The following is a 19,155-nucleotide window of genomic DNA, read 5'->3' as shown; positions in this document are numbered from 1 at the left end:
TGTCTCGTTTTTAGTGGGTTGACACGTTAAATATAGGACATTATAACACGTGAAGGAATGAAACACCTTAAATAATTAAAGATGGAATATTCTTTTTATGATTTTTTAAAGCTACTCGGCTCATTGGCACTGTTTCTTTACGGAATGAAGATTATGAGTGAGGGGCTTCAAAAATTTGCCGGTGACAGACTGCGGAAGATATTGACCGCAATGACAACCAACAGAGTGACCGGTATGTTGACGGGCGTGCTGATTACAGCACTTGTACAATCTTCCTCTGCAACCACGGTGATGGTTGTAAGTTTTGTCAATGCGGGGTTGTTAACGCTTTCACAGTCCATAGGTGTCATAATGGGTGCTAATATCGGTACGACTGTTACGGCATGGATTATTTCAGCTTTAGGTTTCAAGGTGGACATTGCCGCCTTTGCTCTTCCTCTTCTTGCTTTCGGCATTCCTCTCCTCTTCTCTCAAAAAAGTAACCGCAAGTCTGTCGGTGAATTTATTTTCGGTTTCTCATTCTTGTTCATGGGGCTTTCCTATTTGAAAAACAATGCTCCTGACTTGAGCCAAAATCCTGATATGCTGTCATTTGTGCAGGACTATACCGACATGGGCTTTATCTCCATACTCCTTTTTGTGGGTATCGGTACGGTGTTGACCATGATTGTGCAGGCATCTGCGGCAACTATGGCCATTACGCTTATTATGTGCGCCAACGGCTGGATTAGTTTCGAATTGGGGGCAGCACTGGTTTTGGGAGAGAATATCGGTACAACCATCACGGCAAACCTTGCGGCGCTGACCGGTAATACGCAGGCGAGGAGGGCTGCTTTGGCTCATTTGGTATTCAATGTGTTTGGTGTGATATGGGTGTTGTGTCTTTTCACCCCCTTTACCGAGGCTGTGTCATGGTTCGTAGAGAACGTGATGGGTACTAAAGATCCGGCTGTGGCCGTATCCTTCAAGCTTTCGGCATTCCATACTTGCTTCAATATCTGCAACGTGCTGATATTGATATGGTTCGTGAAGTTTATCGAACGTACGGTCTGTGCCATTATTCCAATGAAGGAGCAGGACGAGGAATATCGCTTGCGTTTTATCTCGGGCGGTATGCTTTCTACGGCAGAGCTGTCCATCCTGCAGGCAAGCAAGGAAATACATCTCTTTGCCGAACGTACCCGCCGTATGTTCGGAATGGTGCAGGACTTGCTGCATACGGAGAAGGATGATGATTTCAACAAAGTGTTCAGCCGTGTGGAGAAGTACGAGAATATCAGTGACAGCATGGAGCTGGAGATTGCCAATTATCTGAATCAAGTGTCCGAAGGGCGCCTGAGTTCGGAAAGTAAGTTGCAGATACGTGCCATGCTGCGTGAAGTGACGGAGATAGAGAGCATCGGCGACAGCTGCTATAATCTGGCACGTACCATCAACCGCAAGCGCCAGACCAACCAGGATTTCACCGAGAAGCAGTACGAGCATATCCATTTCATGATGAAGCTGACGGATGATGCCTTGGAGCAGATGATTGTCGTGGTGGAACATCCGGAGCATGCAGGCGCGGATGTGAACAAGTCCTTTAATTTGGAGAACGAAATCAATAATTACCGCAATCAGCTGAAGAACCAGAATATCTTGGATGTGAACAACAAGGAATATGATTACCAGATGGGTGTTTACTATATGGACATCATTGCGGAATGTGAAAAGCTGGGCGACTATGTGGTGAATGTAGTGGAAGCCAGCAGCGATATAAAAGAAAAGAAAGCGTCTTAGGGCGCTTTCTCAAATTCTTCTTTGCCTACTCCACACAAGGGGCAAACCCAATCTTCGGGAAGGTCTTCGAAAGATGTTCCCGGTTCTATTCCATTTTCAGGGTCGCCCAATTCAGGGTCATAGACATAATCGCATACAGTGCAAATGTACTTTTCCATAAATTTCTTTTTTTAGGTTTATTCTCTTATAATAACGTTTAAAAGCCCTTTTTGTTCTCTATTAAAACAACATTTTATGAAAATGACCGACAAGCTGTTCAGGGCGATTATGCGGAATCTGCACGCCTATGTACTGCTGATAAACCGCGACTTCACTGTATTCTACACCAATTACTACGATATTACCGGAGCTGTAAAGCCTGCCGAAACCGGACGGGTAGGAGATATTCTGCGCTGTAACAATGCCTTGTCGGCAGCAGGAGGTTGCGGCACTCACGATTTGTGTGAGCACTGCCCCGTGCGGAATGCCATAGAGAATGCCTTTGTGGTGCAGAAGAACTTCACGGATTTGGCAGCTATTCTGAATCTTAGGGATAGCGAAGGCAGAACTACGGAATGCAATGCTTATGTTTCCGGCGAGTATATGGAGATTGAGGACCGCGACTGCATGGTGATTACCGTGCATGACATTACCCGACTGAAACAAGTGGAAGCTGAATTGAAACTGGCACGTGAGAAGGCAGAGAATGCCGACCGCTCCAAATCGGTGTTCCTGGCGAATATGAGCCATGAAATCCGTACCCCGCTGAACGCAATTGTCGGATTCTCGGAATTGCTGGCCTCTGCATCGACAGACGAGGAGAAGACACAGTTCCTGGAAATTGTGCAAAGTAACAATGAAATGCTGCAACAGCTGATTGCTGATATTCTGGACCTCTCGAAGATAGAAGCCGGAACATTGGAATTTGTGTTCTCGAATGTGGACATCAACCAGATGATGTTCGATTTGGAACAACAGTTCCGTATGCGGGTGGCCGAGTTGGGTAGTGGAGTGCAGATTGTCCGGGAGGCTTCTGAGAAGGAATATACCATGCATACAGACAGAAACCGGCTTGCACAAGTGGTATCCAATTTTATGACGAATGCCCTGAAGTTCACCCAGGAAGGCAGTATTACCCTCGGATTCAGACCCTATGAGGAAGGTCTCTATTTCTACGTAAAAGACACGGGAACCGGTATTCCCCAGGAAAAGTTGCCACATGTTTTTGAACGTTTCGTCAAGCTGAAGCAGGAAAAGAACGGTACCGGACTGGGACTCTCCATTTGCCAGACCATTGTCCGCAAATTGGGGGGCGAAATAGGCGTGGAATCGGAAGAAGGGGCAGGTTCGACTTTCTGGTTCACATTGCCGTGGGAGCCTGCAACCAGACCGAAACTGGTGAGGGAAAAAGAGAATCAATGACAGTCAATTAATCACTAATCATTATATAGGTATTGTTTTCCCGGATTATTATTGTATTTTTGCGTTCCAAAATTAAACCTAAAGACTTGCATGACTGCAATAAAGGATGATTATTATCATGTCGGACTGACCGACGAACAAGTGCGGAAGAGCCGCGACGAACATGGAGTAAATTTATTGACGCCTCCTAAACGGCCTTCCTTATGGAAATTGTATCTGGAGAAGTTTGAGGACCCCGTAGTAAGGGTATTGCTGGTTGCCGCTCTGTTTTCTTTGATTATTTCCATTGTAGAGAATGAATATGCCGAGACTATCGGCATTATAGTAGCCATTCTGCTGGCTACCGGTATCGGTTTCTTCTTTGAGTATGATGCCGGAAAGAAGTTTGACCTGCTGAATGCAGTGAACGAAGAAACTTTGGTGAAAGTAATTCGTAACGGACATGTGCAGGAGATTCCCCGTAAAGATGTAGTGGTGGGTGATATAGTGGTGCTGGAAACCGGTGAAGAGGTTCCGGCGGACGGTGAATTGCTGGAAGCCATTTCCCTGCAAGTGAACGAATCGAATCTGACCGGTGAGCCGGTAGTGACGAAAACTACCGTAGAAGCTGACTTTGACGAAGAGGCTACGTATGCTTCCAACCGCATTTTGCGCGGTACAACGGTGGTGGACGGACATGGCACCATGCGTGTGGAGGCTGTGGGCGATGCTACGGAAATCGGTAAAGTGGCACGTCAAAGTACCGAACAGAATACGGAACCTACTCCGCTGAATATTCAGTTGACCAAATTGGCCAATCTGATTGGAAAGATTGGCTTTTCCGTAGCGGGTCTGGCTTTTCTCATTTTCTTTGTAAAGGATGTGGTACTGGTCTATGATTTTTCTTCATTCCACACCTTCCGTGATTGGCTGCCGGCCTTGCAGGCTACTTTGCAATACTTTATGATGGCAGTTACCCTGATTGTGGTGGCTGTGCCCGAAGGATTGCCGATGAGCGTGACACTCAGTCTGGCGTTGAACATGCGGCGTATGCTCTCCACCAACAATCTGGTGCGCAAGATGCATGCATGCGAGACGATGGGAGCCATTACAGTGATTTGTACCGACAAGACCGGGACATTGACCCAAAATCTGATGCAGGTGCATGAACCCAACTTCTATAGTTTGAAGAATAACGGGCAGCTGGGGAATGATGACCTCAGCAAGCTGGTAATGGAAGGTATCAGTGCTAACTCCACTGCTTTCCTGGAAGAAGAGGTGACTGGAGAGAAGCCGAAAGGGGTGGGTAATCCCACGGAGGTGGCACTGCTGCTTTGGCTGAGCAGTCAGGGATGCGACTACCTGGCACTGCGTGAGAAAGCTACGGTTATCGACCAGCTGACTTTCTCTACGGAAAGGAAATTCATGGCTACCCTGGTGCAATCTCCCCTGATTGGGAAGAAGGTGCTGTATGTGAAGGGAGCTCCCGAGATTGTTTTGGGTAAATGCAAGGATGTCATGTTGGACGGCAAGCGTGTGGATGCGGTGGAATACCGTTCTACAGTGGAGGCTCAGTTGCTCAACTATCAGAATATGGCTATGCGTACACTTGGCTTTGCATTCAAGATTGTGGATGATGCGGAAGCGTCTGATTGTGTGTCATTGGTTGCTGAAAATGACTTGTCGTTCCTCGGTGTGGTTGCCATCAGTGACCCTATCCGTCCGGATGTGCCTGCGGCCGTTGCCAAATGCCAGTCGGCAGGTATCGGAGTGAAGATTGTGACGGGAGATACACCGGGTACGGCTACCGAGATAGCACGCCAGATTGGTCTGTGGAAACCGGAGGATACGGAAAAGAACCGCATTACGGGAGCTGCATTTGCCGAATTGACGGATGAGGAGGCATTGGACCGTGTGATGGACTTGAAGATAATGTCGCGTGCACGCCCCACAGACAAACAGCGTCTGGTGCAACTGTTGCAGCAGAAAGGTGCGGTAGTGGCTGTGACGGGTGACGGCACGAATGATGCTCCTGCGCTGAACCATGCGCAAGTGGGACTTTCGATGGGTACCGGAACCTCCGTTGCCAAGGAGGCCAGCGACATCACGCTGCTGGATGACTCCTTCAACAGTATAGGCACGGCCGTGATGTGGGGACGTTCTTTATATAAAAATATACAGCGTTTCATTGTTTTTCAGCTGACTATCAATTTTGTGGCTTTGTTTATCGTTCTTCTGGGCTCACTGGTGGGTACGACGCTTCCTTTGACCGTCACGCAGATGTTGTGGGTGAACCTGATTATGGATACGTTTGCGGCCCTGGCCCTGGCGTCCATTCCACCCAGTGAGAGCGTGATGAAGGAAAAGCCGCGTAAGAGTACGGATTTCATTATAACCAAGTCCATGAGGTATTACATTCTGGGAATGGGGACTGCCTTCCTGGTGTTACTTATGGGAATGCTCTTCTGGTTTAACAGTGAGGAGGGAGGGATGACTACCTATCGGCTGACTGTGTTCTTCACATTCTTTGTTATGCTTCAGTTCTGGAACTTGTTCAATGCGCGTGTGTTCGGCACTTCGGACTCGGCGTTCAAGGGCATTTCCAAATCTTATGGCATGGAGCTGATTATACTTGCCATTTTGGGCGGACAGATACTGATTGTACAGTTTGGTGGAGCTGTATTCCGCACAGTGCCGCTCGATTTTATGACTTGGATGACGATTGTCGTTTCTACTTCGTTTGTTTTGTGGATAGGTGAACTGGTTCGCCTTATCCGACGTTTAACACAGAAATAGTGATGAAAAGAAGAGGAATCAAGAACCTTATTATTGATTTTGGCGGAGTTCTGATTGATTTGGACCGCCAGCGCTGTTTGGAGAATTTCAGAAAGCTGGGATTGCCGGACGTGGAAGTCATGTTGGACCTCTATCACCAGCAGGATTTCTTCCAGAAATATGAAAAAGGGTTGATTACCAGTGCGGAGTTCCGGGAAGTGATTCGTGGAAAGATAGGGAAACCGGTGACTGATGCCCAGATAGATGACGCCTGGAACAGTTTCCTAGTGAGTATTCCTACTTTTAAATTGGATTTACTGTTGGAACTGCGCAAAAAATATGTGGTCTATCTGCTGAGCAACACCAATGAAATCCATTGGCAATGGTCGTGTCTGCACGCGTTTCGCTACAAGGCTTTCCGTGCGGAGGACTTTTTTGAGCATATCTATCTCTCTTATGAGATGAAGATGGCAAAACCGGATGCCGATATATTTCAGAAAGTACTGGATGAGACCGGTATTCTTCCCAACGAGACTCTTTTCATTGACGATTCTGAGGCCAATTGCCGGACAGCGGAGGCGTTGGGTATTTCTACCTATACGCCAAAGGCCCACGAGGATTGGAGACATGCAGTTGTTTTGTGAAACATCGGACATTGGTTCCCGTCCAAGTGTAGCCACTATCGGTTTCTTTGACGGAGTACATCGGGGACACCGCTACCTGATAGAGCAAGTGTGTGCGGTAGCTGCCGGGCGTGGGCTTGCTTCGTCGGTCGTGACTTTTCCGGTACATCCGCGTAAAGTGATGCAGGCCGATTATCATCCGAAGTTATTGACCACTTGTGATGAGAAAGTTTCCCTGCTTGCCAAGACTGGGGTGGATTATTGCATGATGCTTGATTTTACTCCTGAAATAGCCCGGCTTTCGGCACGGGAATTCATGTCCATACTGAAGGATCGCTATCAGATACAAGCTTTGGTAGTGGGGTACGACCATCGTTTCGGGCATAACCGCAGCGAGGGTTTTGAAGACTATGTGCACTATGGTCGCGAATTGGGTATGGAGGTGCTTCTTGCGCGCGCGTATTCTTATAGTAAGGAGACATCGGTAACGGAGGTTACTGTCAGCTCCTCGGCTATTCGCGGTCTGTTGCTGGAGGGAAACGTTTCGGAAGCTGCCGAGTATCTGGGATATGATTTCTTTTTGGACGGTACGGTTGTCGGTGGCTATCAGGTGGGGCGTAAGATAGGTTTCCCTACGGCTAATCTCCGTGTTTCCGATCCTGACAAGCTGATTCCCTGCGATGGTGTGTATGCCGTCCGTGTCTGTGTTGAAGGCAAGGAGTACGGCGGTATGCTAAGCATTGGCTACCGGCCTACGTTGGAGAACGGACCCGATCGCAGTATTGAGGTCCATATATTCCGGTTTGATGCTGATATTTATCAGCAGCCGATGCGTCTTTCCTTTGTGCGCCGCACCCGTCCTGAACTGAAATTCGACAGTATAGAAGAACTTATTGCCCAGCTTCACCGTGACGAGGTGGAGATTAAATCCATTCTTTCTTTATAAACATAAGGCGAGGTCATTTATCCCCTTGCAGTTCTATGTATTTTCCCGTTTGAAGTGTTTGTTTTCTGTATATTTATCGTAAAACGCGTTTTTTTTATTGTTTTTCGATAAATATTTTCTGTTTTTCTTTGTCATATCAAAAAAAGGCCTTTTATTTGCATATCGAAAAACGATAAATGATTATCGAAAAACAAAATAAAGAACTAATAAAACAATAACGGTATGAAAACTTTAGTAATGACAACAATTTTTGTAGTGACAGTAGTGATAAATGCTTTTGGTGGTAATATCCAGGAAAACTTTGCCTATAATGAAGTGATGAACGGAAATCAGGTGGAGTCCCAAATTGTATATAAAGTAGAGAACGGTAAGTTTCTGCAGAACCATTTGAAATACAATTTCACCTATGATGCCCAAGGGCGTACGATACAGAAGGAGGCGTTGAGATGGAACGAGATTGAGCAGGCGTTTGAACGCTTCTATTGCTTGAACTACAATTATACGGAAGCCGGTACGGATGTGGAATATGCCTTGTGGGACAACAAGACGAATGCCTACTCCGATGTGAAGGAAAAAGCTGTTTATCTGCAGGCGGGAGATGACATCAACTACTTGAGTTACAAATGGAGTAAGAAGGACAACGACTGGAATCTGTTGGTGGAACATGCCACTGCGGAGGAAGACGTATTGCTCCTGGCAGTAAAATAAATGAAGAACAATATAGAAATGAGGGAGGGGTTTAGGTTATGAGAAGAGCATTCATGAGTATTACACTATTGGTATTGTCACTTTCTACAGTGATGGTGCTGCTGATGGGACTTGTTGCCACAGCTTGACGGATTGACAGAGAAAATGTGTATCTTTGCGAACTTTTAGACGAATAGAACAATGAAAACGGCAATAAAACTAGTATTGATTTACTTTTTGATGCAGATTGTAGGAGCACTGTTTGCAGGACCTTTCTGTCTGCTGTATACGTATTTCGCTTATGGAACTTTCGACATGGACAAGGCTGGTCAGATTGCTGTGGCGCCTACCATGCTGCTGGGCTTTGTTTTCATGGGACTGTACTTGTGGCGCAAGAACTACCTGACGGGAGACAAGCATCTGTATTCTCCGGTGTCAGTCCCTTATCTGGCATGGAGCCTGCTTGCCGGAATGACTTCCATATGTATAATAGGTCTTCTGATGTCCGAACTTACTTTTTTGCCCAATTTGTTGGACCAGACATTTGATATACTGCAATCCGGTTGGCTGGGTATTCTCTGTATTTCTGTTTTGGGACCCGTACTGGAAGAACTGCTTTTCCGTGGTGCCATTACCAAGGAGCTGCTTCGCAGATATAGCCCGGCAAAGGCTATCTTGTTTTCCGGGTTGATATTTGGTATCTTTCATCTGAATCCGGTTCAGATAATAGGTGCTTGCCTCATCGGTTTCTTGCTTGCCTGGCTTTATTATAAGACACGGAGTCTTATGGCATGTATTCTGATACATATCATGAATAACGGCTTGTCTGTCTATCTGAGCCTGAAACATCCTGAAATGGAGGATGTGACACATCTGCTGAGTAACCCGTATGTACTGGTTTGGGCAGTGGTTTTCATATTGTTGCTTCTACTCTCCTTGAAACAACTGAATAAATATAATATATCTGATACTAATACAACAACTGAATTATGAAAAGAAGATTGAACATTCTCTGCCTGGTGGTAATGCTTGTACTGAGTTACTCGGTATTGGAGCAGGGGTACTATATCTTTCTGGGAGCCAAGATGGGGGCGCAGACCGGACTGGAGCTGGGAAAGAAAGGGAGTGACATTGCTGCCTACAAGGAACTGATGAACCTAAAGGTTGTCAACCTGATACCTTCTTCCATGGAGTCGTTTGATTTCTTCAGGGATTCCGTCTACAATGAGAAAAGCAGGAGTTATGTGCCTGCAGCCTACTCTTCGTTGATGGTCAGCGTAGATTCTCATGATTCTGTCGGGAAAGTGGTGGCAAAGTATTTGCTGATATATCTGCATTTGGGCTTTTCCCTTTGGGCGGTAGTATTGTTTATCCGCTTGATAATCTCTATCAACAAGTCCGACATCTTCAACTGGCGGAATGTACGTCGGCTGCGTCGATTGGGAATGGCACTGGTTGTCAGCTTCTGCTGTACCTTTGCGTCATCATATCTTGATTTTATAGGTATCGATACCGTATTCTCGCTGCATGGTTACGAGCTGAGCCTCTCAGAATTGGTGAGCACTACCACGCTGGTACTTGGGCTTTGTTCGCTGATTGTAGGTGAAGTGTTTGCCATTGGATTGAAAATGAAGGAAGAGCAGGATTTGACGATTTAATAATAAGAAGAACGGACAGAGATATGAATAAAATCAGAGTATGTGCCTTCCTGGCTTTGGTAGTGTTTATTGGTAGTGTTGTAACGGATATGTTTAGTGGATTTATGGACGGCTGGAATGAGGCGGGCGACCAGAAGGATTTTCATGCCTTACCCTCTGTGTCACTTTTGGTGCGGGCAGATGATACGCTGCCTGCCGATACTTTGATTAGTGCGGCACAGGATACGCCCATGTATTGCAATACAAGTGAGGTATCGGTGCAAGGTTTCCGTAGTACGAAGTGGCGGTGGGTATCGTTCTTGCTGTTTCCTGCGGGACTGTTTGCGCTTTACGGGTTCTATAGTGTGGCGCGGCTGGTGCTTACTGCCACGAAAGGCGAGGTGTTTGTGCACAAGAATGTGCGTCGGATGCGCATCTTTGTCTATGCGCTGATTTCGGTGAGTCTTTTATTCGAGTTGCAGCAATGGGGCATCTATCATGACTTGGCTTCTCAAGTGCAGCTGGAGGGATACGAGGTGTTGCCTTATTCTTTCAAGTATGCTTGGTTCAATTATATGCTGTTGGCATTGTTCACCGAGATATTCGCCATCGGCGTGAAGATAAAGGAAGAGCAGGATTTAACGGTTTAATGTGGGGGGAGGATTATGAAAAAGATAAGTATATTGGGTATCCTGGCTATATTGGTCATTGTTGCAGAGTTTACCTATGCGATGATAGCGGGCTGGGTGGATATGAAGAATAGTTTTCTTGAGGGTTACAATAGTGTAAATGTGCATTCGGGAACTCCACAGCCGGAGTATTCCGGTTTATTTGATAAGGTATATGTGGATGTAAGACCTTTGGAAACGACAGCAGTCGATTCCTTGACGAATCGTTTTGCCGATAAGTCAGTACCTTATCAGGTAAAGAGAATAGGCACTGTGATTGTCCCCACTGTCTGGAGTTCCATAGTGAACTTCTTTGCCATGTTTGCCATCATTCCTTTCTTTGTAGGAATCTATTGTCTGATACGTTTGCTGGTATCCATCTCAAAGCGGGAAGTGTTTACTTCGGATAATGTAGCCCGGTTGCGTTTCTTTACTTATTCGTTTGCTGCATTGTACGGCTTGATGACTTTGCACGATTGGCTGAATCATCTTGAAGCAGTGAAGCAAGTGGCTCTGCTGGGCTATGAAGTGGTTGCATCGCATGATACGGATTTCACATCCCTGGTTATTATAATTCTTTTCACCGAGATATTTGCCGCCGGGGTGAAGATAAAGGAAGAACAGGACTTGACTATTTAAAAGTGAGAGGAGGGATTATGACACTTATGAAACAAAAGGAACCAAAGGAACCAAAGAGACGGATAGCGCTTATTATGAATGTGCTGTTTTATTTCTGTGGACTATGTATTGGTGGCGGCATTGTTCGTAATCTGACATTGTGCTATGAGTTGGGAAAGGATGATACTGCTAATTTTATCTGGCACATATTACCCGAATCAGTAACAATGCTGGTGATGACAATATGTGGCTTGTGTATTTTTCTCATTCTCCGCAATGTGAAGAAAGAGGAAGTGTTTGTTTATCAGAATTCATCTTTGATACAAACCATTGGGGTGCTGATAGCATTGAATGGGCTTTTTCAGGTAACTCTCTCCTGGTTTACTCCCGAAGGAGTACCGACTGATACTTCTTATCGGATATTCGTGTTATTGGGAGTTTTCATCATCTTTATGGGCTATCTTTTTAAGATGGGAGTTCGTATGCGTGAGGAACAAGAGTTGACGATTTAAATAAAAGTGAAGAGCGCGATATGAAGAAAAGTGTGAAATATGGTCTGTATTTCGTTGTCGGACTTGTGGCGGTTTTATTGTTGGCAAGTATTGTCTATTTTCTCCTCTTGTTTCCGGCCTTTGACGGGAAGTGGAAAGTCTATATTGTAATGCCGTGGATGTATCTGTGCATATATGGTTATTACCGGTTGACGAAACGGTACACTGACTGGTGGTGTGAGTGGGAAAAGAATAATTGATAAATAGAACACAATTATATGATTATAGTAAACCTTGACATAATGATGGCCCGAAGAAAGATATCTTTGGGCGAACTGGCGGAGAAGATTGATATTACGCCTGCCAATCTCTCTATTCTCAAAACCGGAAAGGCTAAGGCCATCCGTTTCTCTACACTGGAAGCAATCTGTAAGGAACTTGATTGCCAGCCGGGGGATATACTGGAGTTTAAGGAGGGATAAATAGGGAGAAGAAGGCGCAAGTAGAGGTTGAAATGCTTACCGCCTTAAGAAACTCCGTTTACGTACTACAGTAAACACCTTTACATACTACGGTAAACGCCTTTACATACTACGGTAAACGCCTTTACATACTATGGTAAACGTCGTTACTTCATAATGTAAAAACCGTTACATTCTGGAGTAACGGCTTTTACATTATAGGGTAAACATCCGGTAAATATAATCTGCTGATTATTAGCTTATATATTGTCGGTCGTAACCTTTAGATGTCTTTCGCTTTGAAGGCCAGCGCATACATTCGCATCTGCTTTACCATAGACAGCAGTCCGTTGCTACGGGTGGGCGACAAGTGTTCCTTCAGTCCTATTTTATCAATGAAATAGAGGTCGGCGTTCAGTATCTCATCCGGTGTGTGCCCGGAGAGTACTTTGATAAGCAGTGAAATGATTCCTTTCACAATCAGTGCGTCGCTTTCGGCCTGGAAAATAATTTTTCCGTCCACTTCGTCTGCCTGCAGCCATACGCGGCTCTGGCAACCTTCAATCAGGTTTTGTTCCGTCTTGTATTTTTCGTCGAGCGGTTCCTGCTCGTTTCCTAAATCAATAAGAAGTTGGTACCGGTCCATCCAATCGTCGAAATCATTGAATTCGGCAATTACTTCATCTTGTACTTCGTTGATACTTATCATGGAATTTACTATTTACGATTTACTATTTGATTGTCTATTTCTCATTGTAGATGACTTCGAGCAAGGTCTGTCCCACTGCGTTGAGAGTGCCCTTGTCGATGATGTCCATGGTGTCGTCTATCGTGTGCCAGAAGTCACCGAAGCCGGTGTCGCAGTTCGGGTCATAGTTGATGATGTCTACGCAGGGAATCTGCCGCAGGTTGTATACATACATATGGTCGTCTGTCACTTCGGTGCCTTTTTCTTTGGGGAAGAAGTTGCCGAAGCCCAGGCGGTGGGCTGTGTTCCATATCTTGTTCACGTACTTACCGGCGGTTCTTTGAGAGAACTGTTCCTTGTAGAAGGTGGCGTTCTTTCCACCCACCATGTCGAGCAGGATGCCGTAGCGGGCATTATAGCCGTCTACATGGGGTACTCGTCCCCAATATTGCGAGCCCAGGCACCAAGTGTCGTTCTTGTATGCACCTTGATAGAAGTAGGGGATGCCATAGTCTTCGGCGTCAAAGAAGATGATGTCGATGCCTATGGCTGGAGCCTGCTGCTGTAGTTGGCGGGCCACTTCGAGCAATACGCCCACACCGCTGGCTCCATCGTTCACACCCAGGATGGGGCTGTGATGCTTCGTCTTGTCGGCATCCTGGTCGGCATAAGGACGGCTGTCCCAATGGGCACAGAGCAGTACACGCCTTTTGCTTTCCGGATTATAGGCGCCGATAACATTGCGCGCTTTCAGGATGGTGTTGTCGTAAGCCACCAGGTCGGCATGCTGGTTGTATACTTTGGCGCCGAATTCTTCCAGCTTCTTGGCAAGGAATTCTCCGCAGGCTTTGTGGGCGGCGGTGTTGGGCACGCGCGGACCAAAATCCGCTTGGGTCTGTATGTATTGATATGCACTGTCTGCACTGAACTGAGGCACTTGGACAGTCGCTTTGGTCGCATCGCCCTCACTGTCATTATCGGCTGCAGACTTGCTGCTGTTGTTGCTGCATGCCACTATCGCTACAATCAGCAACAGCAGCAACGGGATGAATGTATAATTCCGTTTCATTCTCTTTCTGTATTAAAACTTAGTTTCACTTCTTTCTTTCCAACTTTCAGTGTTACCGCAGCGCCGTTTATCAGCGGTACATTCATGCTGACATGTCCGACGGGAAAATCGAAACATATCGGGTAATCGTATTCCTTCACCAAATCGGCCAATGCGCCATATAGGTCTTTTCCCAGGGACTTGTTCTCCTCGTATTCGGTGAATTGTCCGATGATGAGGCCGGAAAGCTTGTCGAGGACACCTCCCAGTTTGAGATTGTACATCATGCGTTCCACCGCATGTGGGCGTTCTCCCACATCTTCGATGAAGAGGATGGTGCCTTCGGCGGGAATATCGTAAGGAGTACCACGCAGCCCGTAGAACACAGACAAATTGCCGCCGCGCAACACGCCTTTTCCCTCTCCCTTATGATTTAGTTTGTGCCCCGGGCAGACATAACTGAATGCTTCGGTTCCTCCCAATGCCTGCCCGAATAGTATATCCTTCAGTGCTTGTGTGCAGAAGTCGTCTTCCGGTTCTACTGTGAGATGGCGCGCCATGGGGGCGTGCAACGACGCGAAGCCATTCTGCTGGAACAGATTATGGAGGGCGGTGATGTCACTGAATCCGATGAGCCATTTGGGATGCTGCCTGAACTTGGTAAAATCCAGTTTGCCTATCAGATGCACGGCTCCGTAACCGCCCCGACTACAGAATATGACTTTGGCTTCTTCATCGTCCATGGCTTCCTGCAGGTCCTCGAGGCGTTGCCGGATATTTCCTGCATACGTTCCGTTGGAACTCCCCGCGTGCTTTGCGAATACGACTTCCAGCCCCCAGGACTTCAAACGTTTGTAGGCGCCTTTCAGGAAAGATTTGTCAATCTTGCTGGAAGGGGAGAGAACAATGACACGGTCACCTTCCTGCAGATACGGAGGGAAAATAAGACTACCCATATATATTATCAATCTATTTTGGGCAAAAGTACACAATTCACCACAGATATCACAGATTAACACGGATTTTTAACAGAAGAGAGGGAGGTTATATATGATATATAATCAACAGAGTAATTCAAATTCTGTTCAAATCCGTGTCAATCTGTGTAATCTGTGGTGAACATATCAAAATGATATTAAACATATAAAATTTCAACGGGGCAAATGCTGTATTTCTCGACATTTTTTTAGATATTTGCTAAAAATCTAACGTTATGGAACCGATACGGAACTTTGCCCAGTTAACAGCCCACCTGAAAACCTTGAATAAGAGGAAACGTATTGCGGTAGTCTGTGCCAATGACCCTAATACAGAATATGCCATATCCCGTGCCTTGGAGGAGGGGATTGCGGAATTTCTGATGATTGGCGATTCTGCCATATTGGAAAAATATCCCACTTTGAAGAAATATCCTCAATATGTCAGTACCTTGCATATAGAAGATTCCGATGAGGCTGCACGTGAGGCGGTGCGTATCGTACGCGAGGGTGGAGCGGACATCCTGATGAAAGGCATCATCAATACCGACAATTTGCTACGTGCCATTCTGGACAAGGAACATGGTTTGTTGCCTAAAGGAAAGATTCTGACCCATCTGGCCGTGATGCAGATACCTACTTACGATAAACTGCTCTTTTTCTCCGATGCTGCGGTCATTCCCCGCCCGACACTGCAACAGCGCATTGAAATGATTTGGTATGCCATCCATACTTGCCGCCATTTCGGGATAGAGCAGCCACGCATCGCGCTGATTCATTGCACGGAGAAGGTTAGCGCCAAATTCCCCCATTCATTGGACTATGTGAATATTGTAGAACTGGCGGAAGCCGGAGAGTTCGGCAATGTCATCATCGACGGCCCGCTGGATGTGAAGACCTCTTGTGAGAAGACGAGCGGTAACATCAAAGGCATTGTATCACCGATTGACGGGGAGGCGGATGTGTTGATATTCCCAAACATCGAATCGGGCAATGCTTTTTATAAGGCTGTATCTCTGTTTTCTCATGCCGATATGGCCGGGTTGCTGCAAGGACCCTCATGTCCGGTGGTATTACCGTCGCGTAGCGATTCCGGTTTGTCCAAATATTACAGCATTGCCATGGCTTGCCTGACCAGCGGGGTGAAAGAACCTTGATTGTAATTAGTAATTTGTAGTTCGTAATTTGTAAATCGTAATCAATGAAAATACTGGCAGTAAATCCCGGTTCCACCTCGACAAAAATTGCTGTCTATGAGGATGAAACTCCCCGTCTGGTACTCAACATCCGGCATTCGGTGGAGGAGCTTTCCCAATTTCCCCGCATCATCGACCAGTTCGAATTCCGCAAGCACTTGGTGCTGGAAGCGCTGGAGGCCAATGACATTCCCTTTAAGTTCGATGCCATCGTCGGCCGTGGGGGATTGTTGAAACCCATTCCTGGCGGTGTGTATGCCGTGAACGATGCCATGTTGGACGATATGCTCCACGCCATGCGTACCCACGCCTGCAACTTAGGTTGTCTGATAGCCCACGAACTTGCCGCCATGCTGCCCGGCTGCCCCTCTTTCATAGCCGATCCCGGCGTGGTGGACGAACTGGACGATGTGGCACGCATCACCGGTTCGCCTCTGATGCCCAGCATCACCATCTGGCACGCCTTGAACCAGCGAGCCATCGCCCGGCGCTATGCTGCCGAGCGTAGTGCCCTGCAGCCCGAAGCTCCCGTGCATTACGAAGACCTCAATCTGATTGTCTGTCACTTGGGTGGAGGCGTTTCCGTAGGAGTCCACCGCCACGGCCGTGCGGTGGACGTGCCCAATGCCCTCGACGGTTTCGGTCCTTTTTCGCCCGAACGTGCAGGTACCCTGCCCGCCGGGCAACTGATAGACCTTTGTCACTCGGGGCGTTACACTACCGAAGAACTGAAGAAACGTATTTCCGGCAAGGCGGGACTTGCCGCCCATTTGGGTACTACCGACATTCCCGCCATAGAGAGGCGCATCGCTGAGGGAGACACCCATGCCGCTTTGGTGCTTGATGCCATGATTTACCGCATTGCCAAGGAGATAGGCGGTGCTGCTGTTGTGCTTTATGGCAAGGTGGACGCCATTCTGCTTACGGGAGGTATGGCACATTCCGAGTACATCACTTCGCGGTTGCAGGAGCGCGTGTCTTTCCTTGCTCCCGTCCACGTCTATCCCGGAGAAGACGAATTGGAAGCATTGGTAATGAATGCGCTGGGAGCTTTGCGTGGAGAGCTTCCGGTGCAGGTTTACCGATAATAATCATATCGCTTTTGTTCTTCATGAAAGTGTCATAACTCACCACAGATTACACAGATTCACACAGATAAATATGTCAGATATCAATAAACTAAAAAAATCTGCGTGAATCTGTGTAATCTGTGGTGAGTTATGACATATATGGAATCCCGGTTTACTTACCGTAATCGTCGTACATCATCAACAGATGTGAGGAGCTCCAGCTGAAATGGGGAGCTTTCAGGCGTTCGCCGGTATGGGTTCCGTAGTTCTCGTGGATGGGAGCACCCTCTTTCAGCCCACTCAGGCGGTCGAAGACTTGCAGCGTATATTCATCTGCCAGCCGGTTGTAGCCGTAGTTGCGCAGTCCGCGGATGGCAAAGTAGGTTTGGTCCAGCCAGATGGGGCCACGCCAGTAGCCGCGCGGATTGTATTTGGGATTGTCGGCGGCAATGGTCGGGAAGGGGATATACGTGGAGAACTTTGCCGTATCTTGAAGCATGGGCAGCATGCTGTCCACTTGCGCTTGTGTGGCAATCCGGGTCCACAACGGAGTGTAGGCTTCGCAGCCCGGCTCTTCGATGAATGAACCGTCCTTCAGGCGGCGATCGCAGAAGAAGTTGATGTTCTTGTCAAAGAAATAGTCGGCTACCTGGCTACTGTAGTCCGGTGCGTCGAAAGGTATCTTCAGCAGGCTGGAGAATTTCTTCAGCAGTTTGCATTCCAGTGCCAGATAAGCGTTCAAGTCCACACTCTCCTGATCCATACTCCAGGCATCCTCGTAGCCTTCGTTTTTCAGCATCACGGCGCCGTCAAAACGGATGGCGTTGTCCATGCCGCTTTCCCAGGCGGCAGCTTCCAGTGTTCCGTCGGTAGCACCGTACTCGCACATGCCATTGCGGTTGTGGTCGCGCTTCTCGTACCACCATCTATAATAGGAGAGCAGTTGCGGATACATCTCGGCAACGAAGGCGGTGTCACCCGTATGGGTAAATATTTCATCGACAGCCCAGCATACCAAGGGAGGCTTGCTGTCACGGGCATTGTTCTCGGAGGGGTCGGTGTAGATACAGTCGATAATCATGCCGTCCGGTTGCTGGTAGTCGAACATGGCTCGGATGTTGTTCTTGGCCAGTTCGGGGTCGAATTTGGCGGTTCCGGCACTGAAGCGCCAGCTATCCCATGCCCAAAAGCCGACGAAATAGCCTACGGCATGGCTCGGGATGATACCTTCGTGAAGCAATCCACCGCGGTGTGTCCGCCAATTGGAGATGAGCGTGGTGACGGCTTTCACGGCGATACGGTCATATTCGGGCTTCATGTCCTTGCGCAGTATCTTGGTGAGGTAACCTTCCCAACGTTCGGCATTGGCTTGCAGGGCGGGGGCGGGATTGTTGAGCAGGCTCGGCAGGTTTTGCAGGTTGGCAGTCATCTCTTTTTCGGAAGTGAAGAAAGAGATGGCTACGTTGACAGGGTAGCGCGGAGAGCGGACGAGGGCTGTATAGTTATTGTCGGTCTTGGCCAGCTCTACATTAGGAGTGAAGGTCACGGTTACGGTTTCGCCACTGGGATGACGGGCGATGACGGAGTTCTGTTCTACGCTGACGGTGATGTCTTTGCCCCATTGGCTACCGGAGAGCAGCAGGTCTTCAGCCGTGTCGGCTTCGATGCGCAGCAAGGCGGTCGAGGCACTTGTGAAGTTGAGCCGTTGCGTGATGCTCCCGTGGGTGGAATGTGCCGACATATAGAGCTCGCCGGGGTAATAGCAAGTGGAATCCGGAACAAAAATCTCTTGTGTATCTTTGGCAAAGCTTACGACGGCGGCTGACTGTGCCATCCACTGGCGGCGGAACATATCGAGGCTGAAGGGGCCGCAGAAGCCGTTGACCCATTGTTGCCGTTCGGGCAGCGTGAAGCCCATCCACGAGCCGGCGTCGGTGAACCAACCATAGCAGCGGTGCAGGGTGTCGGGAGTGTAGGAGATGTCCAGTATGTCGGCGAAGGCATACCGTTTCTCCGTAGTGCTTTTCATGCCGGGGGTGCAGGCTGCGATGCCTGCGGCCAACAATGTGAAGCAGAGTATGCGTATAAATTTGTATTTCATATGAATGAGG

20 protein-coding genes are annotated in these 19,155 nt (G+C 47.7%); 15 read left to right on the top strand and 5 right to left on the bottom strand.

Translation table 11 applies throughout. From position 1 onward, the window contains the following. Nucleotides 1-81 precede the first annotated feature (81 nt). Nucleotides 82-1,779, top strand: a complete 1,698-nt coding sequence (locus tag ACESTD_RS03065; protein WP_005830551.1) for a Na/Pi cotransporter family protein — start codon at nucleotides 82-84, stop codon at nucleotides 1,777-1,779. Here ACESTD_RS03065 and rd read toward each other — a convergent pair. Then, the gene (rd, locus tag ACESTD_RS03060) at nucleotides 1,776-1,937 is read right to left on the bottom strand and encodes a rubredoxin (RefSeq protein WP_118264545.1); all 162 of its coding nucleotides are present in this window, start codon (nucleotides 1,935-1,937) and stop codon (nucleotides 1,776-1,778) included. The two genes, ACESTD_RS03065 and rd, sit on opposite strands and share 4 nt — an antisense overlap. A 76-nt stretch (nucleotides 1,938-2,013) precedes the next feature. Here rd and ACESTD_RS03055 point away from each other — a divergent pair, with 76 nt between their 5' ends. The 12 genes from ACESTD_RS03055 to ACESTD_RS03000 all read left to right on the top strand — a co-directional run bounded on the left by ACESTD_RS03055 (nucleotide 2,014) and on the right by ACESTD_RS03000 (nucleotide 12,086). Next, entirely contained in the window at nucleotides 2,014-3,180 is a 1,167-nt protein-coding gene (locus tag ACESTD_RS03055; RefSeq protein WP_195288332.1) for a HAMP domain-containing sensor histidine kinase, read from the top strand. A 90-nt stretch (nucleotides 3,181-3,270) separates the two neighbouring features. After that, nucleotides 3,271-5,955 (top strand): calcium-translocating P-type ATPase, PMCA-type, encoded by a 2,685-nt coding sequence (locus tag ACESTD_RS03050; RefSeq protein ID WP_117704106.1) that lies wholly within the window; start codon nucleotides 3,271-3,273, stop codon nucleotides 5,953-5,955. 2 nt (nucleotides 5,956-5,957) lie between these two features. Further along, the gene (locus ACESTD_RS03045) at nucleotides 5,958-6,578 is read left to right on the top strand and encodes an HAD family phosphatase (RefSeq protein ID WP_005830542.1); all 621 of its coding nucleotides are present in this window, start codon (nucleotides 5,958-5,960) and stop codon (nucleotides 6,576-6,578) included. After that, nucleotides 6,562-7,503: a bifunctional riboflavin kinase/FAD synthetase gene (locus ACESTD_RS03040; protein ID WP_005830540.1), complete on the top strand. Its 942-nt coding sequence runs from the start codon at nucleotides 6,562-6,564 to the stop codon at nucleotides 7,501-7,503. Before ACESTD_RS03045 ends, ACESTD_RS03040 begins: the two co-directional genes overlap by 17 nt. Nucleotides 7,504-7,725: 222 nt before the next feature. After that, on the top strand, nucleotides 7,726-8,211 hold the full coding sequence (locus ACESTD_RS03035) for a DUF3836 domain-containing protein (protein WP_005834518.1): 486 nt from the start codon (nucleotides 7,726-7,728) through the stop codon (nucleotides 8,209-8,211). Nucleotides 8,212-8,391: 180 nt separating this feature from the next. After that, nucleotides 8,392-9,183 (top strand): CPBP family intramembrane glutamic endopeptidase, encoded by a 792-nt coding sequence (locus ACESTD_RS03030; RefSeq protein WP_005830534.1) that lies wholly within the window; start codon nucleotides 8,392-8,394, stop codon nucleotides 9,181-9,183. Continuing rightward, entirely contained in the window at nucleotides 9,180-9,848 is a 669-nt protein-coding gene (locus tag ACESTD_RS03025) for a DUF2975 domain-containing protein (protein ID WP_005830532.1), read from the top strand. Before ACESTD_RS03030 ends, ACESTD_RS03025 begins: the two co-directional genes overlap by 4 nt. Nucleotides 9,849-9,871: 23 nt before the next feature. Further along, nucleotides 9,872-10,477 (top strand): DUF2975 domain-containing protein, encoded by a 606-nt coding sequence (locus ACESTD_RS03020; protein ID WP_005834520.1) that lies wholly within the window; start codon nucleotides 9,872-9,874, stop codon nucleotides 10,475-10,477. A gap of 15 nt (nucleotides 10,478-10,492) precedes the next feature. Continuing rightward, nucleotides 10,493-11,134 carry a DUF2975 domain-containing protein gene (locus tag ACESTD_RS03015; RefSeq protein ID WP_005830526.1) on the top strand — a complete coding sequence of 214 codons (642 nt, stop codon included), beginning with the start codon at nucleotides 10,493-10,495 and terminating at the stop codon, nucleotides 11,132-11,134. A 17-nt stretch (nucleotides 11,135-11,151) separates the two neighbouring features. Continuing rightward, nucleotides 11,152-11,625, top strand: a complete 474-nt coding sequence (locus ACESTD_RS03010) for a DUF2975 domain-containing protein (RefSeq protein WP_022402156.1) — start codon at nucleotides 11,152-11,154, stop codon at nucleotides 11,623-11,625. A 20-nt stretch (nucleotides 11,626-11,645) separates the two neighbouring features. Continuing rightward, complete coding sequence (locus tag ACESTD_RS03005) at nucleotides 11,646-11,864, top strand: hypothetical protein (protein WP_005830523.1); 219 nt, start codon at nucleotides 11,646-11,648, stop codon at nucleotides 11,862-11,864. A gap of 18 nt (nucleotides 11,865-11,882) precedes the next feature. Then, nucleotides 11,883-12,086, top strand: coding sequence for a helix-turn-helix transcriptional regulator (locus ACESTD_RS03000; protein ID WP_005830522.1), 204 nt, complete (start codon nucleotides 11,883-11,885; stop codon nucleotides 12,084-12,086). 262 nt (nucleotides 12,087-12,348) lie between these two features. Here the strand turns inward: ACESTD_RS03000 and ACESTD_RS02995 are convergent, their stop codons facing one another. The 3 genes from ACESTD_RS02995 to ACESTD_RS02985 are packed head-to-tail and all read right to left on the bottom strand — an operon-like array spanning nucleotide 12,349 to nucleotide 14,757. Further along, nucleotides 12,349-12,771: a SufE family protein gene (locus ACESTD_RS02995; protein WP_034525971.1), complete on the bottom strand. Its 423-nt coding sequence runs from the start codon at nucleotides 12,769-12,771 to the stop codon at nucleotides 12,349-12,351. Nucleotides 12,772-12,808: 37 nt separating this feature from the next. Then, nucleotides 12,809-13,822 (bottom strand): M28 family peptidase, encoded by a 1,014-nt coding sequence (locus ACESTD_RS02990; protein ID WP_005830510.1) that lies wholly within the window; start codon nucleotides 13,820-13,822, stop codon nucleotides 12,809-12,811. After that, nucleotides 13,819-14,757 carry an LD-carboxypeptidase gene (locus ACESTD_RS02985; RefSeq protein WP_005830507.1) on the bottom strand — a complete coding sequence of 313 codons (939 nt, stop codon included), beginning with the start codon at nucleotides 14,755-14,757 and terminating at the stop codon, nucleotides 13,819-13,821. The genes ACESTD_RS02990 and ACESTD_RS02985 overlap by 4 nt, the downstream gene beginning before the upstream one ends. 257 nt (nucleotides 14,758-15,014) lie before the next feature. Between ACESTD_RS02985 and ACESTD_RS02980 the strand changes: the two genes are divergently transcribed. Both ACESTD_RS02980 and buk read left to right on the top strand, forming a co-directional pair. Next, complete coding sequence (locus ACESTD_RS02980; RefSeq protein ID WP_005834523.1) at nucleotides 15,015-15,935, top strand: phosphate acyltransferase; 921 nt, start codon at nucleotides 15,015-15,017, stop codon at nucleotides 15,933-15,935. Nucleotides 15,936-15,979: 44 nt separating this feature from the next. Next, nucleotides 15,980-17,062: a butyrate kinase gene (buk, locus tag ACESTD_RS02975; RefSeq protein WP_005830498.1), complete on the top strand. Its 1,083-nt coding sequence runs from the start codon at nucleotides 15,980-15,982 to the stop codon at nucleotides 17,060-17,062. A gap of 154 nt (nucleotides 17,063-17,216) precedes the next feature. Here buk and ACESTD_RS02970 read toward each other — a convergent pair whose 3' ends face one another. Next, the gene (locus tag ACESTD_RS02970; protein ID WP_008662663.1) at nucleotides 17,217-19,145 is read right to left on the bottom strand and encodes a trehalase family glycosidase; all 1,929 of its coding nucleotides are present in this window, start codon (nucleotides 19,143-19,145) and stop codon (nucleotides 17,217-17,219) included. Nucleotides 19,146-19,155 lie beyond the last annotated feature (10 nt).

It is taken from the genome of Bacteroides sp. AR20, from assembly GCF_964250605.1.
GTDB lineage: Bacteria > Bacteroidota > Bacteroidia > Bacteroidales > Bacteroidaceae > Bacteroides > Bacteroides uniformis.
Note: the sequence above shows the minus strand (reverse complement) of the source record. Positions and strands in the feature narration are given on the sequence as shown.

Bases quoted from the DNA above. Each gene is read 5' to 3' on its own strand.
- ACESTD_RS03065 (WP_005830551.1), top strand. From the start codon at position 82: ATGGAATATTCTTTTTATGATTTTTTAAAGCTACTCGGCTCATTGGCA.
- rd (WP_118264545.1), bottom strand. From the start codon at position 1,937: ATGGAAAAGTACATTTGCACTGTATGCGATTATGTCTATGACCCTGAA.
- ACESTD_RS03055 (WP_195288332.1), top strand. From the start codon at position 2,014: ATGAAAATGACCGACAAGCTGTTCAGGGCGATTATGCGGAATCTGCAC.
- ACESTD_RS03050 (WP_117704106.1), top strand. From the start codon at position 3,271: ATGACTGCAATAAAGGATGATTATTATCATGTCGGACTGACCGACGAA.
- ACESTD_RS03045 (WP_005830542.1), top strand. From the start codon at position 5,958: ATGAAAAGAAGAGGAATCAAGAACCTTATTATTGATTTTGGCGGAGTT.
- ACESTD_RS03040 (WP_005830540.1), top strand. From the start codon at position 6,562: ATGCAGTTGTTTTGTGAAACATCGGACATTGGTTCCCGTCCAAGTGTA.
- ACESTD_RS03035 (WP_005834518.1), top strand. From the start codon at position 7,726: ATGAAAACTTTAGTAATGACAACAATTTTTGTAGTGACAGTAGTGATA.
- ACESTD_RS03030 (WP_005830534.1), top strand. From the start codon at position 8,392: ATGAAAACGGCAATAAAACTAGTATTGATTTACTTTTTGATGCAGATT.
- ACESTD_RS03025 (WP_005830532.1), top strand. From the start codon at position 9,180: ATGAAAAGAAGATTGAACATTCTCTGCCTGGTGGTAATGCTTGTACTG.
- ACESTD_RS03020 (WP_005834520.1), top strand. From the start codon at position 9,872: ATGAATAAAATCAGAGTATGTGCCTTCCTGGCTTTGGTAGTGTTTATT.
- ACESTD_RS03015 (WP_005830526.1), top strand. From the start codon at position 10,493: ATGAAAAAGATAAGTATATTGGGTATCCTGGCTATATTGGTCATTGTT.
- ACESTD_RS03010 (WP_022402156.1), top strand. From the start codon at position 11,152: ATGACACTTATGAAACAAAAGGAACCAAAGGAACCAAAGAGACGGATA.
- ACESTD_RS03005 (WP_005830523.1), top strand. From the start codon at position 11,646: ATGAAGAAAAGTGTGAAATATGGTCTGTATTTCGTTGTCGGACTTGTG.
- ACESTD_RS03000 (WP_005830522.1), top strand. From the start codon at position 11,883: ATGATTATAGTAAACCTTGACATAATGATGGCCCGAAGAAAGATATCT.
- ACESTD_RS02990 (WP_005830510.1), bottom strand. From the start codon at position 13,822: ATGAAACGGAATTATACATTCATCCCGTTGCTGCTGTTGCTGATTGTA.
- ACESTD_RS02985 (WP_005830507.1), bottom strand. From the start codon at position 14,757: ATGGGTAGTCTTATTTTCCCTCCGTATCTGCAGGAAGGTGACCGTGTC.
- ACESTD_RS02980 (WP_005834523.1), top strand. From the start codon at position 15,015: ATGGAACCGATACGGAACTTTGCCCAGTTAACAGCCCACCTGAAAACC.
- buk (WP_005830498.1), top strand. From the start codon at position 15,980: ATGAAAATACTGGCAGTAAATCCCGGTTCCACCTCGACAAAAATTGCT.
- ACESTD_RS02970 (WP_008662663.1), bottom strand. From the start codon at position 19,145: ATGAAATACAAATTTATACGCATACTCTGCTTCACATTGTTGGCCGCA.